Annotated in this window: 21 protein-coding genes and 2 CRISPR repeat arrays; of the genes, 9 read left to right on the top strand and 12 right to left on the bottom strand. The window is 38.0% G+C overall.

The annotated features are described in order from the left end of the window. Window positions 1–327: 327 nt before the first annotated feature. Both J3U24_RS07580 and J3U24_RS07575 read right to left on the bottom strand, forming a co-directional pair. A complete protein-coding gene (locus J3U24_RS07580) occupies window positions 328–1659 on the bottom strand; it encodes a hypothetical protein (protein WP_267346989.1) in 1332 nt (443 codons plus the stop codon). Between the two features lie 812 nt (window positions 1660–2471). Next, window positions 2472–3839 (bottom strand): hypothetical protein, encoded by a 1368-nt coding sequence (locus J3U24_RS07575; protein ID WP_267337376.1) that lies wholly within the window; start codon window positions 3837–3839, stop codon window positions 2472–2474. Between the two features lie 677 nt (window positions 3840–4516). Next, window positions 4517–5564: a CRISPR direct-repeat array (repeat unit 28 nt; unit sequence TTTCTAAACTGCCTACTCGGCATGAACC). Between the two features lie 281 nt (window positions 5565–5845). Between J3U24_RS07575 and J3U24_RS07570 the strand changes: the two genes are divergently transcribed. The 3 genes from J3U24_RS07570 to J3U24_RS07560 are packed head-to-tail and all read left to right on the top strand — an operon-like array spanning window position 5846 to window position 7577. Then, window positions 5846–6202, top strand: a complete 357-nt coding sequence (locus J3U24_RS07570) for an ArsC family reductase (protein ID WP_267337377.1) — start codon at window positions 5846–5848, stop codon at window positions 6200–6202. A 13-nt stretch (window positions 6203–6215) separates the two neighbouring features. Further along, window positions 6216–7343, top strand: a complete 1128-nt coding sequence (gene dapE / locus J3U24_RS07565) for a succinyl-diaminopimelate desuccinylase (protein WP_065563327.1) — start codon at window positions 6216–6218, stop codon at window positions 7341–7343. Window positions 7344–7391: 48 nt separating this feature from the next. Next, entirely contained in the window at window positions 7392–7577 is a 186-nt protein-coding gene (locus tag J3U24_RS07560) for a YpfN family protein (RefSeq protein ID WP_065563328.1), read from the top strand. Between the two features lies 1 nt (window position 7578). On the opposite strand, the gene cysZ is transcribed toward J3U24_RS07560, so the two are convergent. The 7 genes from cysZ to J3U24_RS07525 all read right to left on the bottom strand — a co-directional run bounded on the left by cysZ (window position 7579) and on the right by J3U24_RS07525 (window position 14260). After that, window positions 7579–8364, bottom strand: a complete 786-nt coding sequence (gene cysZ, locus J3U24_RS07555; RefSeq protein ID WP_065563329.1) for a sulfate transporter CysZ — start codon at window positions 8362–8364, stop codon at window positions 7579–7581. Between the two features lie 105 nt (window positions 8365–8469). Next, window positions 8470–10335: a tRNA(Met) cytidine acetyltransferase TmcA domain-containing protein gene (locus J3U24_RS07550; RefSeq protein WP_267346988.1), complete on the bottom strand. Its 1866-nt coding sequence runs from the start codon at window positions 10333–10335 to the stop codon at window positions 8470–8472. Between the two features lie 3 nt (window positions 10336–10338). Continuing rightward, on the bottom strand, window positions 10339–10794 hold the full coding sequence (locus J3U24_RS07545; RefSeq protein ID WP_065563331.1) for a DUF441 domain-containing protein: 456 nt from the start codon (window positions 10792–10794) through the stop codon (window positions 10339–10341). Further along, a complete protein-coding gene (purC, locus tag J3U24_RS07540; protein ID WP_267337379.1) occupies window positions 10794–11504 on the bottom strand; it encodes a phosphoribosylaminoimidazolesuccinocarboxamide synthase in 711 nt (236 codons plus the stop codon). The genes J3U24_RS07545 and purC overlap by 1 nt, the downstream gene beginning before the upstream one ends. Before the next feature lie 238 nt (window positions 11505–11742). Then, a complete protein-coding gene (bamC, locus tag J3U24_RS07535) occupies window positions 11743–12492 on the bottom strand; it encodes an outer membrane protein assembly factor BamC (RefSeq protein ID WP_065563333.1) in 750 nt (249 codons plus the stop codon). A gap of 34 nt (window positions 12493–12526) precedes the next feature. Continuing rightward, the gene (gene dapA, locus J3U24_RS07530) at window positions 12527–13405 is read right to left on the bottom strand and encodes a 4-hydroxy-tetrahydrodipicolinate synthase (RefSeq protein WP_065563334.1); all 879 of its coding nucleotides are present in this window, start codon (window positions 13403–13405) and stop codon (window positions 12527–12529) included. A gap of 96 nt (window positions 13406–13501) precedes the next feature. Next, window positions 13502–14260, bottom strand: coding sequence for a Nif3-like dinuclear metal center hexameric protein (locus J3U24_RS07525; RefSeq protein ID WP_065563335.1), 759 nt, complete (start codon window positions 14258–14260; stop codon window positions 13502–13504). A gap of 427 nt (window positions 14261–14687) precedes the next feature. Between J3U24_RS07525 and rnt the strand changes: the two genes are divergently transcribed. Continuing rightward, entirely contained in the window at window positions 14688–15335 is a 648-nt protein-coding gene (gene rnt, locus J3U24_RS07520; RefSeq protein WP_416380499.1) for a ribonuclease T, read from the top strand. A gap of 46 nt (window positions 15336–15381) precedes the next feature. On the opposite strand, the gene J3U24_RS07515 is transcribed toward rnt, so the two are convergent. Beyond that, window positions 15382–15711: a Grx4 family monothiol glutaredoxin gene (locus J3U24_RS07515; RefSeq protein WP_065563338.1), complete on the bottom strand. Its 330-nt coding sequence runs from the start codon at window positions 15709–15711 to the stop codon at window positions 15382–15384. 246 nt (window positions 15712–15957) lie between these two features. Continuing rightward, window positions 15958–16345: direct repeats of the CRISPR family, unit length 28 nt; unit sequence TTTCTAAACTGCCTACACGGCATAAACC. A 357-nt stretch (window positions 16346–16702) separates the two neighbouring features. Further along, window positions 16703–18010, bottom strand: coding sequence for a hypothetical protein (locus J3U24_RS07510; protein ID WP_267337382.1), 1308 nt, complete (start codon window positions 18008–18010; stop codon window positions 16703–16705). A 1009-nt stretch (window positions 18011–19019) separates the two neighbouring features. On the opposite strand from J3U24_RS07510, the gene J3U24_RS07505 reads away from it, so the two are divergent. From J3U24_RS07505 to J3U24_RS07485, 5 genes are read left to right on the top strand one after another with little or no spacing between them, the layout of a single operon-like run. After that, the gene (locus J3U24_RS07505) at window positions 19020–20195 is read left to right on the top strand and encodes a pyridoxal phosphate-dependent aminotransferase (protein WP_267337383.1); all 1176 of its coding nucleotides are present in this window, start codon (window positions 19020–19022) and stop codon (window positions 20193–20195) included. Then, window positions 20180–20992: a MetQ/NlpA family ABC transporter substrate-binding protein gene (locus J3U24_RS07500; protein ID WP_065733890.1), complete on the top strand. Its 813-nt coding sequence runs from the start codon at window positions 20180–20182 to the stop codon at window positions 20990–20992. The genes J3U24_RS07505 and J3U24_RS07500 overlap by 16 nt, the downstream gene beginning before the upstream one ends. Window positions 20993–20994: 2 nt before the next feature. Then, the gene (locus tag J3U24_RS07495; protein WP_220225878.1) at window positions 20995–22008 is read left to right on the top strand and encodes a methionine ABC transporter ATP-binding protein; all 1014 of its coding nucleotides are present in this window, start codon (window positions 20995–20997) and stop codon (window positions 22006–22008) included. Further along, complete coding sequence (locus J3U24_RS07490) at window positions 22008–22679, top strand: methionine ABC transporter permease (RefSeq protein WP_065562588.1); 672 nt, start codon at window positions 22008–22010, stop codon at window positions 22677–22679. Before J3U24_RS07495 ends, J3U24_RS07490 begins: the two co-directional genes overlap by 1 nt. A 13-nt stretch (window positions 22680–22692) precedes the next feature. Further along, entirely contained in the window at window positions 22693–24045 is a 1353-nt protein-coding gene (locus tag J3U24_RS07485) for an FAD-binding oxidoreductase (RefSeq protein WP_267337384.1), read from the top strand. A 115-nt stretch (window positions 24046–24160) separates the two neighbouring features. Here J3U24_RS07485 and J3U24_RS07480 read toward each other — a convergent pair whose 3' ends face one another. Then, on the bottom strand, window positions 24161–24958 hold the full coding sequence (locus tag J3U24_RS07480; protein WP_267337385.1) for a Cof-type HAD-IIB family hydrolase: 798 nt from the start codon (window positions 24956–24958) through the stop codon (window positions 24161–24163). Between the last annotated feature and the right edge of the window lie 120 nt (window positions 24959–25078).

Below are 25078 nucleotides of genomic sequence, written 5' to 3'. Positions count from 1 at the left end.
GCCTCAAAAACCCCGCTCCTCAACTTTTTTTGATGGAAAAAAACGGCTACTAAAAAACGCCACAGCTTAAAGCGGAATTATTTATTTGAGACAACATTGCAAAACAAAATTTTGAACCCCAAAAACCCCACTCCTCAACTTTTTTTGCTAAAAAACACCTCAAAAATAAACCCGCCTAAGTGGGTAATTCAAACGTCGCTTAGCCGCAAAATCGCTTTTTATGGCTAAACGACGTTGACTCCTTGAGTCAGCTTACTTTTAATGACTCAACACTATTTTTTATCACGCCCACCCCCGCCCTAAGGATTAAGGACGAAGGAATAAAAACTAAGGATGGTAGCAAAGCCCGGGGTGGGGGAAGTCGTTCCAAGACACAGAACCGTTGGGTGCGCCCACGATAAACTGGTAACCACCATACGATTCAGTAACCCAGTACCAACCGTCTTCGCTGAGGAAACCGGCTGAATAATCACCCATTTTGCCCCACTCTGTGAAAAAGCCAGAACCAATTCTACGTTGGTAATAATTACCAGGTGAGGGAGGAGTTGCGCCAGAGATAACTCCATGGGATGTACGAACAGCATTGGTTAAACTCCATACGTCAGACATTCGATAACCAATGCGATCACACCAAGATGAAGTATTATAATAAGTATCTTTCTTAGAACCACGGTGGACGAACCACGTCTTCAAAGTAAAACCATATTTGACGACAGGAGTACCATTAGTATCACGACCAACCAACTCGAAGGTCTGAGGCAAAGTAGGTTTAGAAATAGGAATAGGACTGGATGAATTAATCTGGGATTGAGTAGCGTAAGGACCTGTTAAAGTAACGCGTACGCTTGTAGCAGTAGGATTAGACATTGTGACTGTGATACCTCCCTGAGAAACAGGAGACCAAGACAATGGCTGACTTACACCATTAATGAGTAAATCAAAGTACAATCCATTAGCGCCAGTAGTCGGAAAGTTTTGACCGTAATAGAGAGGGTTTGTTTTTTGTGTGAAAAAACCATTATCCGGGTCCCACATCGAAGCTGGACCTTCGAAATGCGAAGCCCATCTATCATCATCGAACTTACCATATTTTAAATTAGGTCTGGCAAAACAAACAACCGGCACAGCCTTAGGATTAACGTAATAAGTAACACTATTTGCACTGAAATTACTACGATTAGGAAAACCGTAACGAGTTGCTAAAGTGCCGTTAGTACTAGATAACTTAACCCTATAAGGTGCCTTACAAATCTCTGGCACGGTACTACGTGATACCGTTTGACCACTTTTATCAACGATAGATAAACTCAAAGAACCTGTAGCAGTAACGCCAGAATCTCCATCATCATCTCCCCAATAATTATTAGGCGGACCGATAAGAGAACTTAAATCGACTGAATTTGCATTAGTTGGGACGAACATACGAATATCAGCAAAACTCTGACCCTCAACCGGCAAGACGATTGGAGTTGTAGATGATAAATTGGTAGAAGGCGTGTAATTAGCTCCGTTAGATAGCGTAATCCCAAGCAGACCGTTAGCATCAACTGCACGAGTACGACCACCGTCGAAAGTCAGATAAGGTGCACTACCCTGTATCGCATTCCTAGTTGTCTGTGATGTCAATGCGTGCCCCGAAAAAGGAAGGAAAAAGACCACGGAAAAAACAATCTGCCGGGATAATTGGGAAAAAGATCGAAAACCGGATCTGAAACAGGATCCGGAAAACGATCGGAAAAAGGATCGGAAAAAAGATCGAGAAGAGGATCGCGGAAGCGATCGCGCGAAAACTCGCAGAATTTCACTTGATTGAGTAGAAAAATAAGCGTCAGTGAAAAAATTAAGCTGGGAGTTGGACTTAGACGAATTTAAAAGATAGGTTGGCCAGGTTGCCTGTTGCCTGTTGCCTGTTGAAAATTATAATGCATTTTAGACTACCTTGTCAAGTAATTTTTTGATTTATTTGTGATTTTATACTTTTATATCAAATTTTAGCCTTGTAGCTAAAACCGTGTAAAAAGTATAGTGATTGGAAAAACACGATGCAACACTTTTTTTCGCTCATTTACGTTAACTTTTGTAAATAGGATCTAAAAGGGATCTAAATTATAATTTATTAACCGTTGTTTTAATTAAATATATTACCATTGCAAATCTTTAAAAAGATAATTAAAGATCCTCGAAAATTTTTATTTTAGGACTTTGAATTAGAAATTTAGTGATTTTGATATTTTAATAATTTTTTAAGTAAAATTTAAAACCTCAAAAACCCCGTTCCTCAACTTTTTTTGAGATAAAAAACCGCAAAAATAAACCCTCCGAGGCGGGTAATTGAAGCATCGCTTAGCCACAAAATCACTTTTTATGGCTAAACGACGTTGACTCCTTGAGTCAGCTTACTTTTAATGACTCAACACTATTTTTTATCACGCCCACTCCCGGCCTAAGGATTAAGGACGAAGGAATAAAAACTAAGGATGGGTGCAAAGGACGTAGGTGGAGATGAAGGTGGAGATGTAGGTGTAGTACCAACTCACATCACCGTTGTTTGCTCTTACGACAAACTGGTTACTACCATCCGGGTCACTAGTCCAGTGATAATCGTGGGTGAAGCCAACGCCTGAGTAAGTGTCCATACGACCCCACTCCGTGAAAAGCCCAGCATCTATATGACGCATGTAATGATTATTAGAAGAAGAAGGAGTGGCGCCGACTGAACCACGACAGTTAGAATCGTTGTTTGGACAAGATGCGTTGGTTAAATCCTTTACCTTAGGAAGGCGATAACCAATACTATTACACCAAGATAAGGCTTGAGGATAAGTTTTCTGCACAGAACCAGTGTTCACGAACCACTGCTTCAAAGTAAAACCATATTTGACGACAGGAGCACCATTACTATCACGACCGACCAACTCGAATGTCTGAGGCAAAGAAATAGTGGAAAGAGGACCAGGATTGGCTGAACTAATCTGGGATGGAGTAGCGTAAGGACCAGTTAAAGTAACACGAACGCTTGTAGCAGTAGAATTAGACATAGTAGCAGTGATACCTCCATGAGAAACAGGAGACCAAGACAATGGCTGACTACGACCACCAATATCTAAATCAAAGTACAATCCATTAGCACCAGTTGTAGGAAAGTTTCTACCGTAAGATGATGGACCAGTTGACTGAGGGATAAAACCATTAGCAGGGTCCCACATTGAAGATGGGCCAGCAAAATCCCAAGATGGGTAAGAAGGCCAATCACCACGCTTACCAAACCTTAAGTTAGGTCTGGCAAAACAAACCACAGGCGAAGCCTTAGGATTGACGTAATAAGTCACATCACTAGCACTGAAAGTACTACGATTAGGAAATCCGTAACGAGTTGATAATGTACCGTTAGAACTGGATAACGTAACCTTATAAGGTGAATTACAAATTGTTAGCACGGAATTACGTGATACTGATTGATTGTTTTTATCGACGATAGATAAACTTAAAGAACCTGTAGCAGTAACGTCAGCATCACCATCATCATCACCCCAATAATTATTAGGAGGACCAATAAGAGAACTCAAAGCGACTGAATTTGTATCAGTAGGAACGAACATACGAATATCAGCAAAACTCTGACCCTCAACCGGCAAGACGATAGGTCTTGAAGAAGATGAAGGATTGGTAGAAGGCGTGTAATTAGCTCCGTTAGATAGCGTAATCCCAAGCAGACCATTAGTATCAACTGCACGTGTACGACCACCGTCGAAAGTCAGATAAGGTGCACTACCCTGTATCGCATTCCTAGTTGTCTGTGATGTCAATGCGTGACCCGAAAAAGGAAGGAAAAAGACCACGAAAAAAACAATCTGCCGGGATAATTTGAGAAAGCCGAAGGATCGAAAACCAGATCTGAAAGAGGATCCGGAAAACGACCGGAAAAAAGATCGAGAAGAGGATCGCGGAAGCGATCGCGCGAAAATTCGCAGAATTTCACTTGATTGAGTGGAAAAATAAGCTTCAGTGAAAAATTTAAACTGGGTGCTGGACTTAGACGAATTTAAAAGATAGGTTGGCCAGGTTGCCTGTTGCCTGTTGCCTGTTGAAAATTATAATGCATTTTAGACTACCTTGTCAAGTAATTTTTTGATTTATTTGTAATTTTATACTTTTCTATCAAATTTTAGCCTATTAGCTAAAACCGTGTAAAAAGTATAGTGATTGGAAAAACACGATGCAACACTTTTTTTCACTCAATTGCGTTAACTTTTGTAAAGATGATCTAAAAAAGATCTAGGTGACATTTAGTTAATTACTGTTTTAATTAAAGATATTATCATTACAAATCTTTAAAAAATTAAGGTTATTGATCCTCAAAAATTTTATTTTAGTGTTTAAAATCGTGATTGTGATCATTTAAACGTTTTTATGTAAAATTTAGAACCTCAAAAACCCCACTCCTCAACTTTTTAAGAAACGGGATATTATCTGCACTGAATAAACTGACTGGCATTGATTGATTCGAAAATTATATTTTATTAACTACCTACTCGGCATGAACCCTGGGTATTTTAGGGCATTCATTAATAGAGTGTTTCTAAACTGCCTACTCGGCATGAACCACGCTGCCATGACACGATCCATTGCTGCAATCTTTCTAAACTGCCTACTCGGCATGAACCCAGAACAATTAGCTAGTTTTTCGCTGTTAATCTTTCTAAACTGCCTACTCGGCATGAACCGGAATTTCCATGGTCACATCCAGTTATGTATTTTTCTAAACTGCCTACTCGGCATGAACCGTTGATTTTCGCCCGCAGCTTCAACGTACCACTTTCTAAACTGCCTACTCGGCATGAACCTATTCAAGTATGTCTTGGTTACGTAGCACATCTTTCTAAACTGCCTACTCGGCATGAACCAATTGTAGGGCTAACTAATAAATGCTCCGCTTTTTCTAAACTGCCTACTCGGCATGAACCGCATTTTGTCCGCGATTAATTGTACTGATAAATTTCTAAACTGCCTACTCGGCATGAACCGAAGAATTATTAAATGAATTACCCAAAACCAATTTCTAAACTGCCTACTCGGCATGAACCAGGTTATAACTTAGTGTTAGCAGACAACGCATTTTCTAAACTGCCTACTCGGCATGAACCCGTGTTGTTTCGGGGTTGAGCAACCGCAGGGCTTTCTAAACTGCCTACTCGGCATGAACCGCGGCCGAAAAAAGAAAATCGGCTATTGATAATTTCTAAACTGCCTACTCGGCATGAACCTAGAGCATTGTCTATATTGTTTACGTGTGAGTTTTCTAAACTGCCTACTCGGCATGAACCCTTTAAAAGCCTTTATTTACTTCCATGCTGATTTTCTAAACTGCCTACTCGGCATGAACCTATTATGTTACCTGGTGTTTTGGTCATGTATTTTTCTAAACTGCCTACTCGGCATGAACCAATTTACTATCAAAGGCAACCGGTGACAGTATTTTCTAAACTGCCTACTCGGCATGAACCATGCCAGGTTATTTTTTTCACCTAACATGAACTTTCTAAACTGCCTACTCGGCATGAACCTAGAACAAGATATACTATAATCATTGTTTGCAAAAAGGCAAAGGGCATTTGGAGTTTTAAAAACCCTTTTTTTTGATATCTTTTTAACATTATGATTTTTAATTATTTTATTATTTGATTAAAAAAAGGGTTATAAAAATAATATTTTTTGGGGTTTAGAAAACCCCTCTCCTCAACTTTTTTATCAAAAAATCATCCATTTTACAAAACCCGCTTTCCCTTTGTTTGCTGTTTTTTAGCTGTTATAATCGATTTATCTTTTCATTTTAGGGCAAATAGTTATGTATATTATTTATGGAATTAAGAATTGTGATACCATGAAAAAAGCATTTACGTGGCTCAATGATCATCAAGTCAATTACCAATTTCATAATTATAAAACCGATGGTTTGTCGGTTGAGTTGTTAAGTGATTTATTAAAACTTGTTGATTGGCAGAGTTTGTTAAATACTCGTGGTACGACTTGGCGTAAGCTTGACGAGACAGTACGTAATCAAGTTGATAATCAAGATGCCGCTATCAAGATTATGTTAGCTAATCCTTCTATTTTAAAGCGTCCACTACTTGTTGATGGTAAGCGGGCTTTGTTGGGATTTTCTAACGAGAGCTATTCGCAATTTGTTAAACCTAAATCATAAGATCGAGATCACCATGACTGAACCTGTTATTGCACTAACCAAAGCATTGATTGCTGAAAGATCAATAAGCCCCGATGATAAGAACTGCCAGCAGATGATTATCGATCGTCTAAAGCCGTTAGGCTTTGTGATTGAAGAGGTAAATATTGGTAAGACGAAAAACCTTTGGGCCTACCATGGTAGTGGTAAAACTTTGATGTTTGCCGGTCATACTGATGTGGTGCCAGCCGGTGATGAGAGTAAGTGGTGTTACCCGCCTTTTGAGCCAACTATTGATGAAAACGGTATCTTGTACGGTCGTGGCGCAGCCGATATGAAAAGTGGCGTAGCGGCTATGGTTTGTGCCGCTGAGACGTTTGTTAAAAAATATCCTGACCATACTGGTCGGGTTGCGTTTTTGCTGACTTCCGATGAGGAAGCAGATGCAACCGATGGCACGGTAAAAGTGGTTGATTGGCTGATTAAACGTCAAGAACAGATCGATTACTGTATTGTTGGTGAGCCTTCAAGTGATAGTGTTCTTGGTGATCAGATTAAGAATGGTCGTCGTGGCTCTTTGACAGCCAATTTAGTGGTACATGGTATTCAGGGACATGTTGCTTATCCTCATCTTGCTGATAATCCGGTGCATAAATTTGCGCCTGCTTTAAATGAACTGGTAACGACGGTTTGGGATAATGGTAATGAATATTTTCCACAAACGACAATGCAAATAGCCAATATTAATGGTGGTACCGGCGCTGAAAATGTGGTTCCTGGTGATTTGTCAGTGCAATTTAATTTTCGTTATAGCAGTGAGTTAACCGATGAGATGATTAAAGCAAAAGTCGAGGCGATTTTGCAAAAACATCATTTAAACTATACGTTAAATTGGCGTTTGTCCGGCCATCCATTTTTAACACCACAAGGCGAGCTAACTGATGCAGCAGCAAGTGCAATTAAGGCCTTTACACAAATTGATACCAAATTATCAACCAGTGGCGGAACATCCGACGGGCGTTTTATTGCTAAGTTAGGTTGTCAGGTGATTGAGCTTGGTGTGTTAAATAAAACTATTCATAAAGTGAATGAAAATGTAAATTGCCAAGATGTCATTACATTACAAGCTATCTATATCGATATTTTAGAAAAGTTACTATAGATTTTAATATGAGATCATGCTTTGTGCTAAATACTCAAGGGGATTTAAATGGAGTGGCTTAAAGATTATTGGTGGGTGATTCTTATTATTTTGGTGGGGATCTTTATTAATACAATTAAAGCACTGAATAAACTAAGCTATAAGCACTATTTAGAAAAAAAGAAAGGGATAAAACCTATCCCTTATTCTGATGATGAGGACGACGATTGGCCAAGTCGTCCTAAGCAAAAATAAATTATCGAAAGTCCTGACTTTTACTTGCAAAAATAGCTTGGTGACGATAGCGATCAACCCACATCGCTGTCGCGCCACAAACCGCAATTGGCATAATAATTAAATTCAATAATGGCACCATGGTAAAGAAGCTGATTAACATACCAAATAGCAGATTGTCAGCGCGATCTTGTCTTAATAATTGGCGCATACGCTCAAAAGAGATTTTGTGGTTATCAAAGGCATAATCCGCATATTGGATGTTAATCTGCCAAGCAGTAAATAAAAACCACACTATCGGAGTAACCGATTGCCCGATGATGGGAATCAAGTAGGTTAGCAATATCGGAATCGCCCATAATAAATAATAGCCAAATTTTTGTAACTCGCGCTTTAAGATGCGAGGTAAGTCTTTTATTAAACTCAACCAAGAGGTATCAGGCGCAGGTACACCGGTGAGCTGTGCTTCTACCTGTTCGGCCAGCAGACCATTGAAAGGCGCAGCTATAACGTTGGTTATCGTACTGAAAAAATAACAAAATAAAATTGTTAAAGTTAAAATGACAATAGCACTAATGATGTAGCCCAACCAGTGCAACCAACTTGGCATAAACGATAAGCCCCAATCCACCATGCCAGTGATTGAAACAAAAAACCAATAAAATAGCGCTGACATAATAACGATATTAGCCAGCAACGGTAAAAATACAAAGCGTTTTAAACCAGGGCTAAATGCTAAAGACCAGCCTTGGAAAAAGTATTCTATACCTGATTTAGAATTGGAATGTTGTGATTTATTTTCTAACACAATAGGATCCTTTTATTTAAAATCGGCGTCATTTTAAACGTAGTTTTCATCTGACGGCAACTGACTTTTCATTTTTTGATCGTAAATTAGCTGATCTTTATTTGGTCAGTTTGATAATTTTTCAAGCCATGTTTTTACTTCTTGTTTGATAGCTTGGATCATCTCATTTCGACTTGGTAGTTTATTTATCGATTCACTACTTTGTAATAATAGTGAAGGTATTTTACCATTTGTTGCCTGTTTTAGACGACACAGTGCCGGATAAGTTGCTTCAAACGGTCGATGATAATTACAAAATCCTTGCAGATCCTGAAGATCTTGATGAGTTAACGCCTGCTGATCATCAATGGTGATAAGTTGACTGAAAGGTAAATCGATAATGGCATTAAGCCAATAGCTATTACGCCTTAAATTTTCCGCTAAACGTTGGCTTAGTTCATAACCTTGCTGAGTGATGGGTTTGATTGCCATCATTGAATAACTACCAGAATTGGCTTGTTTATGGCTGGCAATATGGACTAAGGTAAAGCCACAATTATGCCAAAATTGATAATTAACGGCGCTGTAAGCAAAACTGACAGAGACAAAATCGTTGTGATTTTTCATTGCTTGTTGATAGATATGTTCGATCAACTTCAGGGCGATATGTTGACGTCGATAAGGCTCTATAACCGCAATACGGTTAATTCTGACCGATTTTAGTTTTGCCGCTAGTTTATCACCAGCATGTGCAACCAATGATTGCGCGACAAGATTGCCTTTTGGTCGGCGTGTGCCTTTCCAAACGGCATCGATTAAGTCATCAGTCAAATTACCTTCATCAATCGTAATTGCCCCAGCAATAAGTTGCTCACCTTTTTTGGCCTGCCAAACAGCTAAGTTTTGTGCATCAAATAGTCGTCTTAAATCAACCAAGGTTGTTTGATAATGAGCCGTTTTTAATAAATTGTAGATAGACTTAAGTAGGTCGATATCTGTTCTTTCGTTAAGAGAATAGACGGTAGCTTGCTCATTGGTTTGCGATTTTATGACGCCATTAAGCAATAAGTTATCGCAAAGTTGTTCTAGTTGATCGTTATCTTGCCAACGAATAGGCGAATTAAGATAAAATCGCTGGCAAATTTGCCTGTCCAGTAATTTTAATAAAAACCCCTGCCCTGTTCCTTCGTAACCTTCTACCGTTGTGATCAATAGGATTTTAGTCGATGGTGACAGCTTTAGCAGTTGCTCCAACATTGGCAATGGGATCATCGCCGCTTCATCAATGATCAACCACTCAGGAAATGGATGATCGACCATTTCAATTAGTTGATCTGGCGCATAAAACGGTGTTCCTGGTTTAGCAAACTGAAAAAAAGTCGTTAGCGCACTTTTATTCGGTGCTGTTACCCAGCATTCATGATAATGAGTAAATTGCCCAGCTAATGCTGATTTACCGCGCCCTCGTTTAGCCATTAAGATATTTAAACGACTATTGCTTTGTAGGAGTTGGTTCAGCACTAACTGTTGCTCGGTTAAATCCTTTTGCCCATCATCTTGCTGCGTAAACTCTGGTGGCTTTTCTGTGGCAAATTTTGATAAGGTTTGTTGTAAATGTTGAACAAAATTGGGCACACGAATCGGCTTTGTAGATTCATTCCAACGCAAACTATCTTGGTCCATCCAATTGGTCAAATCATCGGGCAGTAATAAAATTAGCACACTACCTTTGATTAAAGTGCCGGCTAGCATCGCAAAAGCATCTAAATTAAAACCTTCGGTGGCATCAAAAATAGCATGTTTAAACTCTTTGCCAAGTAATGATTTGGTTTGATTGGGATGAATATGATGGCTAATCGCTTCGGGCAAATCTGTTTTTGTGGTAACTGTAAGCCAATCGCCCGGGTGCTGTTGAATAATAGCGCTGACTTGATTAAATAATTGGGGATGCGAACCGTTTAACACCCATAGCTTTCTGGTGCTATTAATCATTGATTAACTTTTTCCAATCAATAAGGATAAAATTCCTGCTGCAATCAATGGACCAACCGGTATCCCTTTGAAAAAGGCAACACCAATAAGTGTACCAATAATTAAGCCATTAATTATAGTTGGATGAGCACCAATTAAGGATATGCCACGCGTACCTAACCATGAGACTAATATGCCAACTAAAATAGCTAGTAACGATTGCCAGGTGGTGAATGATTTTACAATATCGGTAATTTTTAACGAGCCATCCGCTAAAGGAACCATCATAGCCGCCGTTAAAATGACAATGCCAATGGTTAATCCATATTGATTTAAGAACGGAAAATAGGTTGCTAGCGGTGTTAATTTGAATAACAACAGTAGCAATACTGCAAAGGTCACTGTGTTATTATGCGTGATATAACACAGTGCAGCTAAACCTAATAATAAAAAAAAGGAGATATCAAATTGGGCAAACATTAAAGTGGAACACCAATACGTTTGGCTACCTCTTCGTAGGCCTCAATCACACCACCTAAACCTTGACGGAAGCGATCTTTATCCATTTTTTTCAAGGTCTGTTTTTCCCATAAACGGCAACCATCTGGTGAAAACTCATCGCCTAATGTGATTTCGCCATGAAATAGACCAAACTCTAATTTGTAATCAACTAAAATTAATCCGGCTTTATCAAAAAGCTCCGTTAGCACGGTATTGATTTTAAAGCTAAGTTCCTTCATCGTTGCTAACTGCTCATCCGTTGCCCAGCCAAATGCTTTACAGTGTGACTCATTGACCATAGGGTCATGCAGGGCATCATTTTTTAAGAAAAGTTCAAATGTTGGAGGATTAAGGATTTTGCCTTCTTCAACGCCTAAACGTTTTACTAATGAACCAGCAGCTCGATTACGAACGACGCATTCAACTGGCACCATATCAAGTTTTTTAACTAAAACTTCATTATCTGATAATAGGGCTTCAACTTGAGTTGGAATACCTGCTTCACGTAACTTGGTCATAATAAAATAGTTAAATTTATTATTAACCATCCCCTTTCGATCTAACTGCTCAATGCGCAGTCCATCAAATGCCGAGGTATCGTTACGAAATTCAAGGATTAATAGATCTGGGTTGTCAGTGGTGTAAACCGTTTTTGCTTTACCACGATAAAGCTCAGCCAACTTTTTCATGTTTATAACCTTATATCAAATTGCCAATAAATAATTAAGGAGCTATTCGCCCCTTAATTTCAAATCAAGTACCTTGCTGTTATAAGTGTTCGCTATAAACCGTAGTTATAAATTGTAGTTATAAACTGTAGTTATAAACATTCATTTATATAGCAAAGGTAAGTTACTCCGCTATTGGGTTAAAATCGGCTTTACGCGGTTTTAACTCATTTAGATGAAAGATTATCTAATCGTTAAATTAGCGATCATTTCTGATGCTATCTCTGACACTGTCTTTAAGATCTTCTTTCAGCTCTTTATTTGTATCTGACTCTTTTTCATCTGTTTTAACCGGCACAGTTCGTAGCGATTCAGGTGCGACATCATCCATTATTTGATTAAATAATCCAACTACATAACGCTGAACTTCGATCGGTTGTGACATAAGATTTTCACCACTACGTGTTAATGAACTTAATACGATAGTGATAGTTTCTGTTGCGCCTAAATTATGGCGGGTAAAGACAAAAGAAGCCTCAACCGGTTGTTGTTCATCTTGGCGAGAAATAATTGCATTATTTGTTTTAATGGTTTTACTATCGCTTGAACTAACCAGTATATTTTGTTTATTCAACGTATTTGGAATATTATTCCATACACCATAACTAACTGGCACGTTAAAGGTAACAGTGTTTTGTTCATGATGTACAAAAGATTCTGGTATAGTTGCAATAGCTAATGTTGGTGGACGAATATCAAGTTGTTTACCAACGGCACCATCAATTTTGTTGTTGTCCACATAAAAATCACCAGATTCAACTGGTACAGAAACACCTTCAGGAATAATTAACGCTTTTAAAGCGGGCGAATTGAGGTAATCTTCATTGCCATCAACCTCTCGTTTATAACTTTGATCGCTACTACATCCAACCATAAACATCGATGTAATAACCGATAAAACAGCTAGTTTTTTAAAGGCATTGCTTTTCAATTCAGTTTTATTCAACATAGATTTCTGCTTTTAAGTAAGGTTATAGTCAATTTTAAATTAATTTAGCATCTTTTAATGCTTGTTCAACTACAGGAATAGAAGCATCACTCAATGGCACTAATGGTAAACGTATAGTGCCGTTTGCCATTAAACCTAAACGAGTACACGCCCATTTTGCTGGCGTTGGGTTTGGTTCAATAAATAGATGAGTATGAAGACCCATTAAAGTATCGTTTAACGTGCGTGCTTGTTGGATTTGGTTATTAAATGCCAATTCACAAACGGTTGCAACTTGTTTCGCTGCTACGTTAGCGGTTACCGAGATAACACCATCACCACCTAAAATGATAAAGTCTAAGAAAGTCGCATCATCACCACTTAATAGCTTAAAATCTTCGCCAACTAATTTACGAGTTTTGTAAACGCGAGACAGATCACCCGTTGCATCTTTTAACGCAACAATGTTTTTAATTTTAGCTAATCGACCGACAGTTTCTGGTTTAATGTCACTACAAGTACGACCAGGAACATTATAAATAATTTGAGGTAATGGAGAACTTTCTGCAATAGCTTTGAAGTGTTGGTATAAACCTTCTTGCGTTGGTTTATTGTAGTAAGGCGCTACCGTTAAGCAACCTACTACACCGATATTTTCAACTTGACGAGTTAATTCGATCGCTTCTTTGGTGGCATTTGAACCTGTGCCAGCAATAATATCAATTCGACCATCTGCATAATCAATAGTGCGTTTAATAACATCAATGTGCTCATGATGATCAAGCGTTGCTGATTCGCCAGTAGTTCCTACTGATACAATAGCAGATGTGCCATTTTCAATATGATATTCGACCATTTTTTTTAGGCTTACATGGTCCACATTTCCTTTCGTATCCATTGGAGTAACAAGTGCGACCAGACTTCCTGTAAACATAAAGCGACCTCTCATATTCTGTGTTTATAAAACAACTTAAAGATTAAAAAAACTGCGAATAAGTATGCGATATTTCTTATTTAAATTCAACTTTTGTTATGCAGGATTATCAATATCGATAAAAATAGTTTCTAAGCCATGGTTAGTCGATAACCATTCTCCTAATGTTTTTATACCATATCGCTCTGTGGCATGATGTCCGCAAGCATAAAAATTGATACCGTATTCACGGGCAATGTGAATGGTTCGTTCTGATACTTCTCCAGTAAAAAAAGCATCAAAGCCTTGCTGAGCAGCCGTTTCAATATAATCCTGACCACCACCACTACACCATGCAACTCGCTTAATCACTGCTGGGGCATTATCACCACAAAATAAAACTGAATGGCGACCATTATGTAGCTTCTGTTCAAGTAGCTGTTTAAATTCAATTGCGGTTAACGGATTCGCTAACGTGCCTTTAAAAAGCAAATCGGTAATATCATCACGCGCATCAACCGTAATATCAAACATTTGCCCAAGCAACACATTATTACCCAATACTGGATGACCATCTAATGGAAGATGATAACTATATAAATTGATATCATGGCTAAGTAACGTCTTCATTCGATGATACTTTATGCCAGTTATTGTCTCTGGCTCATTTTTCCAAAAATAGCCATGATGAACAAGAATCGCATCAGCATTTAGCTCAACCGCTTTATCTAACAATAACTGACAAGCCGTTACCCCTGTCACAATTTTGTTAATCTCCGGACGACCTTGAACTTGCAAACCATTTGGCGCATAGTCACGATATCGTGTCACTTGCAGATGTGTATCAATGATGTGTTGAAGTTCGAAATTATGCACAATGCCCTCGCAAACCTTAGAATTAAACTAAAACAGTCTTAACAAAATGCTTAAGATAAAAACTTTTCGCCCTTTTGTTTGGCGCTAATTATAGTCGCTTTCTCGTAATATCTCACCCGATATTATGATTAATTAAACAATTATTTTAAGTCTTTTACCATCCTGCTTATTCAAGATTAAGTCTCAAATTTAATCACTCACTTGGCTCGTTTAGATTTCGGGACAACATGCTTAATATAGACTTAACGCACAGTAGTAAAATTTGATAGCAAAGCAAAATAGGATAAGTAAGATGCTAATAACGCCTATAAAGAATAAAACTTAAGAGGATTAACTGGTCATACTAAGTTAAAAACTTAATTGATTTAAGTAGGTAAAACTAGGCGAAAAAAGTAAAAACTGGCATAATACCTCTCATTTTAGATAGATAAGACTAACTATTGTGCCAAAACTTTGTGAACGCTTTCGAGGATTTTATCCCGTGGTTATCGATATAGAAACCTCCGGATTTGATCCAAAACTCAATGCTATTTTAGAAATCGCAGCCATTACACTTAAAATGACAGATGACGGCTGGCTCGAGCCTGATAAAACATTGCAATTTAATGTCAATCCCTTTGCCGATGCTATTTTAGAGCCAACAGCGTTAGCTTTTAACGGCATTGATCCCAATAATCCGTTACGAGGCGCGGTTGATGAGAAAGAAGCAATTGAGGCAATCTTTAAATTAGTTCGCACCGGAATCAAAGCCAATGACTGTACCCGTGCTGTAATAGTGGCACATAATGCGCATTTTGATCACAGTTTTTTGATGACTGCGGCTGAAAGAGTGGGTATTAAACGCAACCCTTTCCACCCTTTTGCGACTTTTGATACGGCATCACTTTGTGGTTTAGTCTTTGGGCAAACAGTTCTGGCTAAAGCCTGCGAAACGGCAAATATCCCGTTCGATCATAAACAAGCACATTCAGCTCTTTATGATACCGAAAAGACGGCTATTTTATTTTGTGAAATCGTTAACCGTTTTAAACGATTAGGTGGCTGGCCTTTAGTCGAGTCGAAAACAGAAGAATAGTCAAAATATAAAAAAAGAGAGCTCAGCGCTCTCTTTCTCAACATTATTAATCGTTTTTATGATTTTCTGCAGTCTCTTTGATCAAGGTTTGTAGTTCACCGGTTTGAAACATCTCTAACATAATATCACAACCACCAATCAACTCCCCTTCAACCCAAAGTTGTGGAAAGGTTGGCCAGTTAGCAAATTTTGGCAATTCAGCACGAATATCTGGATTTTGTAAAATATCAACATACGCAAACGGCACACCACATTGCGATAACACCTGCACAGCTTGAGCTGAAAAACCACAACTTGGCAATTTTGGCGAACCTTTCATATAAAGAATAATCGGATTTTCGGCAATTTGGCGTTTAATCTTATCAAGCGTTGTCAATTCGGTTGTCATTAGGTTTGTCCTTTAATTTGCGATAAAAAATAAAGTTAGTTATTTTAACGTAGAAAGTTAACTAGGTTATATAGATTTCAGCTTTCGCTCTAATAGATAAATTAGATATTTCAGATTGAGGGGGATTTTTAATAAAAATGATAATTCAAAAACCCCGCTCCTCAATTTTTTAAGAAACGGGATATTATCTGCACTGAATAAACGGACTGGTATTGATTGATTCGAAAATTTTATTTTATAAACTGCCTACACGGCATGAACCGTTTATCAGTTGGAAACAACGGACCCGGTAATTTTCTAAACTGCCTACACGGCATAAACCCCTTACCATTTGTTAGTTCTGATATGAAAGATTTTCTAAACTGCCTACACGGCATAAACCAGGGTGTTGGTACGGTTTCTTCGAATGGCACATTTCTAAACTGCCTACACGGCATAAACCAGGATTCAAAAAAGAAATTGATTCAACGCTATTTTCTAAACTGCCTACACGGCATAAACCGATAGCTCTAATTATTTTTAATGCTTCGTTCTTTTCTAAACTGCCTACACGGCATAAACCAAATGCTAGATCCGCATCTGCTGGGCGCTGGTTTTCTAAACTGCCTACACGGCATAAACCTAGAACAAGACATACTATAATCATTGTTTGCAAAAAGGCAAAGGGCATTTGGAGTTTTAAAAAACCTTTTTTTAAATATTTTTTTAACGTTATGATTTTTAATTATTTTATTTTTTGATTAAAAAAAGGGTTATAAAAATAATATTTTTGGGGGCTTAGAAAACCCCGTTCCTCAACTTTTTTGCGATAAAACACCTCAAAAATAAACCCGCCTAAGCGGGTTATTCAAACGTCGCTAAGCCACAAAATCGCTTTTTATGGCTAAACGACGTTGACTCGTAGCTTACTTTTAATCACTTAATACTATTTTTATCACTCCAACCCCCGACCTAAAGATTAAGGATGAAGAAATAAGAACTAAGGATAAGTACAAAGTCCGCCGTTATTTGCGTCATTTTGGTACGAATTCACATAACCGTTGAGTGCGTACACAATAAAATTGCGATTAGCATCCAGATCACTAGTCCAATAGTAAGCACTTATGAAGTCAGCTCCTGAGTAATCGTCCATTTTGCCCCACTCCGTGAAAAAACCTGAACCAATGCGACGCTGATAATGATTACCAGATGACGAAGGGATTGCGCCCATACGATGATTTGAATTAGTTAAATCACTTACGCGTGATACGCGATAACCTAAATTGTTACACCAAAAGGCAAGATCAGGATAAAAGTCCTCATAGCCAGTACCACGGTTAACGAACCACTGCTTTAGCGTAAAACCATATTTAACAATTGCATTACCTTGACTATCGCGACCGACTAATTCAAAGGTCAGAGGTAAAGGTGGCTTAGGTATTGGACCTGGAAAGCCAGAATCTTGTTGGGACTCAGTGGCGAAAGGACCTGTTAATGTAACTCGAACACCTGTACTTGTGGAATTGCTCATAGTAGCGGTTATCCCCCCCTGAGAAACAGGAGGCCAAGACAATACCTGATTACTATCCGAAATGACTAAATCGAAGTACAAACCATTAGCACCAGTAGTCGGAAAGTTTAAACCGTAAGATGATTGAGGAAGAAAACCATTAGCAGGGTCCCAAATCGAGGCAGGACCGCTAAAATCTAGTGGCCAATTATTCTCCTTGTTCTTACCATACAATAGGTTAGGCCTTGCAAAACAAACCGTTGGCGATGGATTAGGATTGATATAATAGGTCACATTACTTGCACTAAAGCTACTATGACTTGGAAGACCATAACGTGTGCTTAATATACCATCTGTATTGGTTAATTTTACTTGATAAGGTGCATTACAGATTTTTGGTACTGCATTACGTGATACTGATTGCCCATTTTTATCGACGATAGATAAATTTAAAGAGCCGGTCGCACTGATATCTCCATCACCATCATCATCTCCCCAATAATTATAAGGCGGACCGATAAGAGAACTTAAAGCGACTGAATTAGTATCAGTAGGAACCAACATACCTATATCAGCAAAACTCTGACCTGCAACGGGCAAGACGATTGGTGCTGAAGAAGATGAAGGATTGGTTGAAGGCGTATATTGTGTACCGTTAGATAATGTAATACCAAGCAGACCGTCAGTGTTTGTCACTCTTGTATAACCACCATCAAACGTTAAATACGGAGCATTACCGTGAATCAGATTTGAGGTTTTAGAGGTTAATGCATAGCTGGAATAAAAAGGTATTAACAATAAGCTTAGCGATAAAAAGATCAGTCGGAATAATTTAGATCCGAGAGAGGATCGGATTGATCCAAATGGCGATCGAAGTAACGGTAGACGCAACGATCGACTACGCGATCTTACATTTTCGTCGATTAATAAACTGGAGTGAAAAAAAAGAGGTTGAGAGTTTAAATTAGGCGAATTTAAATTATAGGTTGGCCAAGTTGCCTGTTGCCTGTTGCCTGTTGAAAATTATAATGCATTTAGACTACCTTGTCAATTAAATTTATGATTTATTTGCAATTTTATGTTTATTGCTGATGTTTTAGCTACTCAGCTAAAATGATCTCAAAGTATAGTGACCCGAAAAATATAACGCAATATTTTTTGCGTTTAAGATCGTTAATCTTTGTAAAGAGGATCAGGAAAGATCTAAAGATAATCATTAGATAAACTATTTGCTATTTGATCAATATCAAATTTATCACTCACTAAAAATCCTCATTTTTAACCCTATGAAAGTTTTATTAGGGCGGATTTAAAACCCCAGAAACCCCGCTCCTCAACTTTTTAAGAAACGGGATATTATCTGCATTGAATAAACTGACTTGAGTTGATTGATTCGAAAATTATATTTTATTAACTGCCTACACGGCATAAACCCTAGCTCACCATTGAATAGATTATGGTCTGGATTTATTAACTGCCTACACGGCATAAACCTAGAACAAGACATACTATAATCGTTGTTTGCAAAAAGGCAAAGGGCATTTGGAGTTTTAAAAACCCTTTTTTTTAATACCTTTTTAATATTATGATTTTTAATTATTTTATTTTTTGATTAAAAAAAGGGTTATAAAAATAATATTTTTTGGAGATTAAAAAACCCCGCTCCTCAACTTTTTTAAAATCTAGTCGCTATTTTCGACTCCGTTATAAGAAAAAAGTATAACTATATATAAATATATTATTTAACCGTCATAGAAAGATTTTATATTATAATCTCCAACTTCATAATTTTAATATATAAAAAACAATGCATAAACTAGCCAATCGACTCGATCACTTTTCCGATTCGGTTATCCGTCGGATGACTCGGATCGCTAATCAATATCAAGCTATCAATTTGTCACAGGGGTTTCCAGATTTTGATCCGCCGAAACCTTTAATCGATGCGTTAAAACAAGCTGCCGATTGTGGTCCTCATCAATATGAGATCACTTGGGGATCGGCTGAGTTTCGGCGTCTGTTAGCTAAAAAGCAACAAAAGTTAATGCAAATTGATATCAACCCAGACGAAAACGTGTTGGTAACTTGTGGTAGTACCGAGGCGATGATGTGTGCGGTAATGACGGTTTGTAATCCAAAAGATAAAGTTATTATCTTTTCGCCGTTTTATGAGAATTACGGAGCGGACGCCATTCTTTCTGATGCCACCCCAATTTATGTACCTTTGATCCCGCCGACATTTGAATTTGATAAACAGCAACTTCGTGAAGCGTTTGAGCAAGGCGCTAAGGCGCTGATTTTATGTAATCCTAGCAATCCTTGTGGCAAGGTATTTACTAAGGATGAGCTTGATTATATAAGTCAATTGGCGATTGAGTTTGATGCCTACATTATTACCGATGAAGTGTATGAGCATATGGTTTATGCTCCGCATAAACATCTTTATTTGGCAAGTTTTCCAAATATGAAAGAGCGGACTATTTGTTGTAGCTCGTTGTCGAAAACCTATTCGATAACCGGTTGGCGCCTTGGTTATATTATTGCTGATAAAAGGATTATAGACGGTTGTAAGATGATCCATGATTTTCTTACCGTTGGCACTGCTGCCCCACTACAAAAAGCCGCTTGTGCTGGGTTAGCTTTAGGGGATGATTATTATCAACAATTGACCGAGACTTACACCGCTAAGCGCCGTTTATTTTTGAACGGATTAGATGAGTTGGGCCTTGCTTATTATGAGCCTCAAGGTGCGTATTATGTTTTAGTAGATATTTCGGCGTTTAATCCATTTAAGACCGATTTTGAATTTTGCGAATGGTTAATTAAAGAAGTCGGCGTAGCGGCTGTGCCTGGGTCAGCCTTTTTTAAACATCCTGAATATCGTTATATTCGTTTCCATTTTGCTAAACAAGAACCAACGCTGATTGCAGCTTTAGAAAGATTATCCAAACTTAAGGAAAAATTATTATGTTTAAAAAATTAATTGTGGCAAGTTTAGTCATTTTAACTTCAGTATTAACTGGCTGTGATAATGCTAAAAAAGAGAATCAAATTACAGTTGGTGTTGCAGCTGGTCCTTATGGCGACATGTTTAAACAAGCTATTGCGCCTGGATTAGAAAAGAAAGGTTACCATATCGAAATTCGTGAATTTAGCGATTATGTTCAACCAAACTTAGCATTAGCAAATAGAGATATTGATGTTAATTTATTTCAACATTTAACTTATCTTAATAATTTTAAGCAAGCGCGTAATTTAGATATTATGGCGATTGGTTTTGTACCAACAGCTGGCGCAGGAATTTATTCAAATAAAATTACTGACTTTTCGCAATTAAAACAAGGCGATCAAGTGACTATTTCAAGTGATGTAACTAACGAAGCTCGCGCTTTACGCATTTTAGAAGCAGCTGGGTTGATTAAGCTTGATCCAAATGTGGATAAAAACAATTTAACCCCTAAAAACATTATCGAAAACCGTTATGGTTTAGAGATTGTGCCAATTGAAGCACCACAAACTCCACGTTCGCTTGACAATGTTGCATTGTCAGTGGTTAATGGTAATTATGCAATTGGTGCGGGTTTAGATCTTTCTAAGGCGCTTTATCATGAAGTGTTAGATAAAGATCATAAAAATGTAATTGCGATTCGCACTGAATCAAAAGATACATTAGGTAAAGACATTATCGACGTGCTTAAATCACCTGAGTTTGCTCAAGTCATTAATGATAAAAACGGTATTTTCTATACCTTCCAAAAACCTGATTATCAGTTATTTTAATTATGCAGACTTTAATTCAAGTAAAAGATGTTTCTGTAAGATTTAAAGCCAAAGATCAAGTTGTTGAAGCGGTTAAAAAGGTCTCGTTTGATGTCAATCAAGGCGAGATCTTCGGGATCATTGGTTCGAGCGGTGCGGGAAAAAGTACTTTAGTAAGAACGCTTAATCGGCTTGCTGAACCTTCGTCCGGGCAAGTTATTATTAATGGTGTTGATATTCAAACCTTACGTGGGCGTGAATTGCAAGCGTTTCGTTTTCATGTTGGGATGATTTTTCAGAACTTTAATTTAGCATCATCAAAAACCGTTTATGAAAATATTGCTTTTGTGCTTAAAGCCGCTGGTAAAAAAGGCGATGCGGTTAAAAATAGAGTCAACGAATTGCTTGCTTTAGTTGGGTTAAGTGATAAAGCGAATGCCTACCCTGCTGAACTCAGTGGTGGGCAAAAGCAACGAGTCGGTATTGCCAGAGCGCTGGCTAATGATGCCAAAATTTTGTTGTGTGATGAAGCCACCAGTGCTTTAGATCCAACTACTACCAGCGCGATTCTTGATTTGTTAAAACAGCTTAATCAAAAATTTGGTTTAACTATTGTTTTAATCACCCATGAAATTGATGTGGTAAAAAAAATCTGCCACCGAGTTGCAGTAATGTCACAAGGTGAAATTGTCGAAATGAATACCACGTTTAACCTTTTTGCCTGCCCTAAACAGCCATTCACACAAGAATTTCTTAATATCGATGAAAATACCCATTTGCCAGATATTATAAAGCAAAATGTAAAAGGAAAATTGGTCCGTTTGCGTTACATTAACGAAAACACTACCCAGCCAATTCTGTATCAATCAGCGATTGAAACCGGTGTGTCATTTAATATTTTGCATGGGTTTATTGAATATTTCGACAATCAAGCTTTAGGTAATTTGGTGATCGAGCTGATTGGTGAATCGACTAATATCCAAAATTTAATCACCAAGTTGGCCGATCAAGAAGTCATTATTGAGGAAATAAACTAATGATTAAACTCACCATTAACGAAATAGCGCAAATGTTATGGAAAGCCGCTTACGAGACATTCATTATGGTAAGTTGGTCATTATTAGCTGGTTTGATCTTCGGCACATTAATCGGATTATTGCTGTTTTTAATGTCAAATCAATTCTTCTTTAAAAATAGAATCATTAACAGTATTGCGAATTTTATTGTCAATGCAACCCGTTCAATTCCATTTTTAATCCTAATGGTTACGGTGTTACCTTTAGGCGCGCTATTGGTTGATACCGCAGTTGGCCCTAAAGCGGTAATTTTACCGCTTTCACTTGCCGCTATTGCATTTTATGCACGATTAGCAGAAAACGCTTTTAGCCAAATTGATAAAGGCGTGATCGAAGCTGCGGTAGCAAGTGGTGCATCACATATGCGTATTATTTTTGGGATATTGTTTCCTGAGGCAATGGCGCAATTAATACGACACGCAACGGTTACCACTATTTCACTTATCAGCTTTAGCTCAATGGCTGGGGTTGTTGGTGGCGGTGGTATTGGTGATTTAGCGATCAGTTATGGTTATCAACGCTATGTAACCGAGGTGCTTATTTTGTGTATTGTTATTCTTATTTTTATTGTGATGGTGATTCAATACCTCGGTGACAAGTTAGCCAATCACTTTGATAGAAGCTATAAATAGTGGGTAATTTAGTATGAACAATCTTATCATTAAAGATTCAAAACGCATTGTTTTGGCAGATGCCATCCCACAATCCTACTTGACCGATGGTTTAAAGCTTAAATATGGGCAGGCTGATATATTAGTTTATCCTAAAACGACCGAAGAAGTAGCGGATGTGGTGAAATTTGCCAATGCCAATAATCTGAATATTACCACTCGCGGTGCTGGGACGAATTTAGTGGGTTCAACTATTCCTAATGGTGGCATTATTCTTGATTTATCATTGATGAATGAGATTGTTGAGTTAGACAAGGAAACTTTCACTATTTCGGTACAGCCCGGCATTTTATTGCAGGATTTACAACAGTTTGTTGAGCAGTATGATCTTTTTTATCCACCTGATCCGGGTGCTAAAACCTCCACTATTGGCGGAAATATCAGTACTAATGCAGGAGGGATGCGTGCGGTAAAATACGGTGTAACTCGTGACTATGTGCAAGCACTTGAGGTGGTGATGGCAGATGGGAGTGTGTTAAATATTGGCAGTAAAAATGTTAAGGACAATACTGGTCTTGCTTTAAAGCATCTGTTTATTGGCAGTGAAGGTACTTTAGGCATCATTACCCAATGTACGTTAAAACTGATCGCCAAGCCGAAAGTATCTCAAACATTTGTTGTTGGTTTTAATACTATTGAGCAGGCTATTGCCAGTATCACAACCATTTTACATACCCTAACGCCAACCGCGCTAGAGTTTGTGGAACGTAAAGTTGCACAATGGGGCGAAAAGTATTCAGGATTTCAATTCCCACTACCTCATAGCCAAGCTTATTTGATTATTATGCTTGATGGATCAGATCAACAATCCATCGAACAGCAACGAAAGCAATTATTAGCGAATTTAGGTGACTGTGACTATTTTGTTGCTGAAGATAGCAATCAAGCTAGTCAAATTTGGACGATTCGCGGTTCATTAGTGCGAGCGGTTGAGGCAGTGACCGAACAAGATCCGATTGATATTGTGGTTCCAATAAATCGTATTGCCGATTTTATTCACTTCACCAAACAGCTTGAAGCAAAAACCAAGGTACGCATGTTAGCCTTTGGTCACGCTGGTGATGGAAATATTCATCTATGCATTTTGCGTGATGATCGTGATGATAAACAGTGGGATACCGATCTACAGCAAGTTCATCAAGCTCTTTATCAAAAATGCCTTGAACTTGGTGGATTACCTTCGGCAGAACATGGCATTGGTACAGCGAAAGTGAGCTATTATAATGATGCTATTCCCAAAGCCAATCGCCAACTTATGCACGCTATCAAGCAGCAGTTTGATCCGAAGAATTTACTCAATAATCAGGTTTATATGACGATGATTTAATCCGAGCAGTATTTTAATGATTGCTTTTAGATGAGATAAATCAGTGGCAAATTGAGAATAAATAAAGTTGAGGAGCGGGGTTTTTGAAGTCTTAAAAACCCCACTCCTCAATTTTTTATTGAAGTGCTAACATAAGTTGTATTGTTGTCATTACGGCACTTTCATTATTTGAACCAGTAATAAATTTAGCTACTGCTTTAGTTTCGTCGAAAGCATTACGCATTGCAAAGCTGTAATTGGCTTGTTCGAGTAGTTCAATGTCGTTGAGGCCATCACCAAATGCCATTGTTTCCTGGTAGGTGATATTTAGGATTTGTTGTAGTTTTTTGATAGTGTTGCCTTTGTGGACGTTGTGTTCAGTGATATCTATCCAAGCGGCTTCTGATACGACGATGTAGACGTCATTATCATACGGTGTTAAATGCTTGCGTGTTTGTGGGCATTGTTCTTTTTCGTCATACACGGTAATTTTGATAAAGTTGTCAGCGACAGTTTTAAAATCATCCACTTCGATGATTGTTGCATACGATCCTCGGACTTTTTGTTTTAGGTGTGCAGGCAAATTAGATTTAATTACTGCACCTTTTGCAGTACATGCAATGATGACATGCTCTTGACTCGCTTGTTCAAGGGTTTTGATGATACGTTGACCAAGTTGATTTTCAATGAAAGAGCGATAGATAAATTCACCTTTATGTTTGATTGTGGTGGCACTATCGCCTACTATCCAAATTTTATCGAGATAATCGGCAAAGAGTTCGTCTACTCGTTCACACTGTTTTCCAGTACATGCAACAAATTGGACATTTTGTTTTGCCATAAGGTCATAGACTTGGGTAAATAATGTACGGTCATAGTCGCCTTGGCTATTTAAGAATGTTCCATCTAAATCAGTGATGATTAACTTGATCATATTTGTGTCCTTTAGAATGAATTAACTGGCTTTTTATTTATTTTGTCAAATTCTCTATAGAGAAACAATATGATAAAGCCGAAATAGAGATGAACATTTAATTCCATCTTTTTTATTAAT

The organism is Gilliamella sp. B2785 (genome assembly GCF_026537005.1).
Classification (GTDB): Bacteria; Pseudomonadota; Gammaproteobacteria; order Enterobacterales; family Orbaceae; genus Gilliamella; species Gilliamella apicola_E.
Note: the sequence above shows the minus strand (reverse complement) of the source record. Positions and strands in the feature narration are given on the sequence as shown.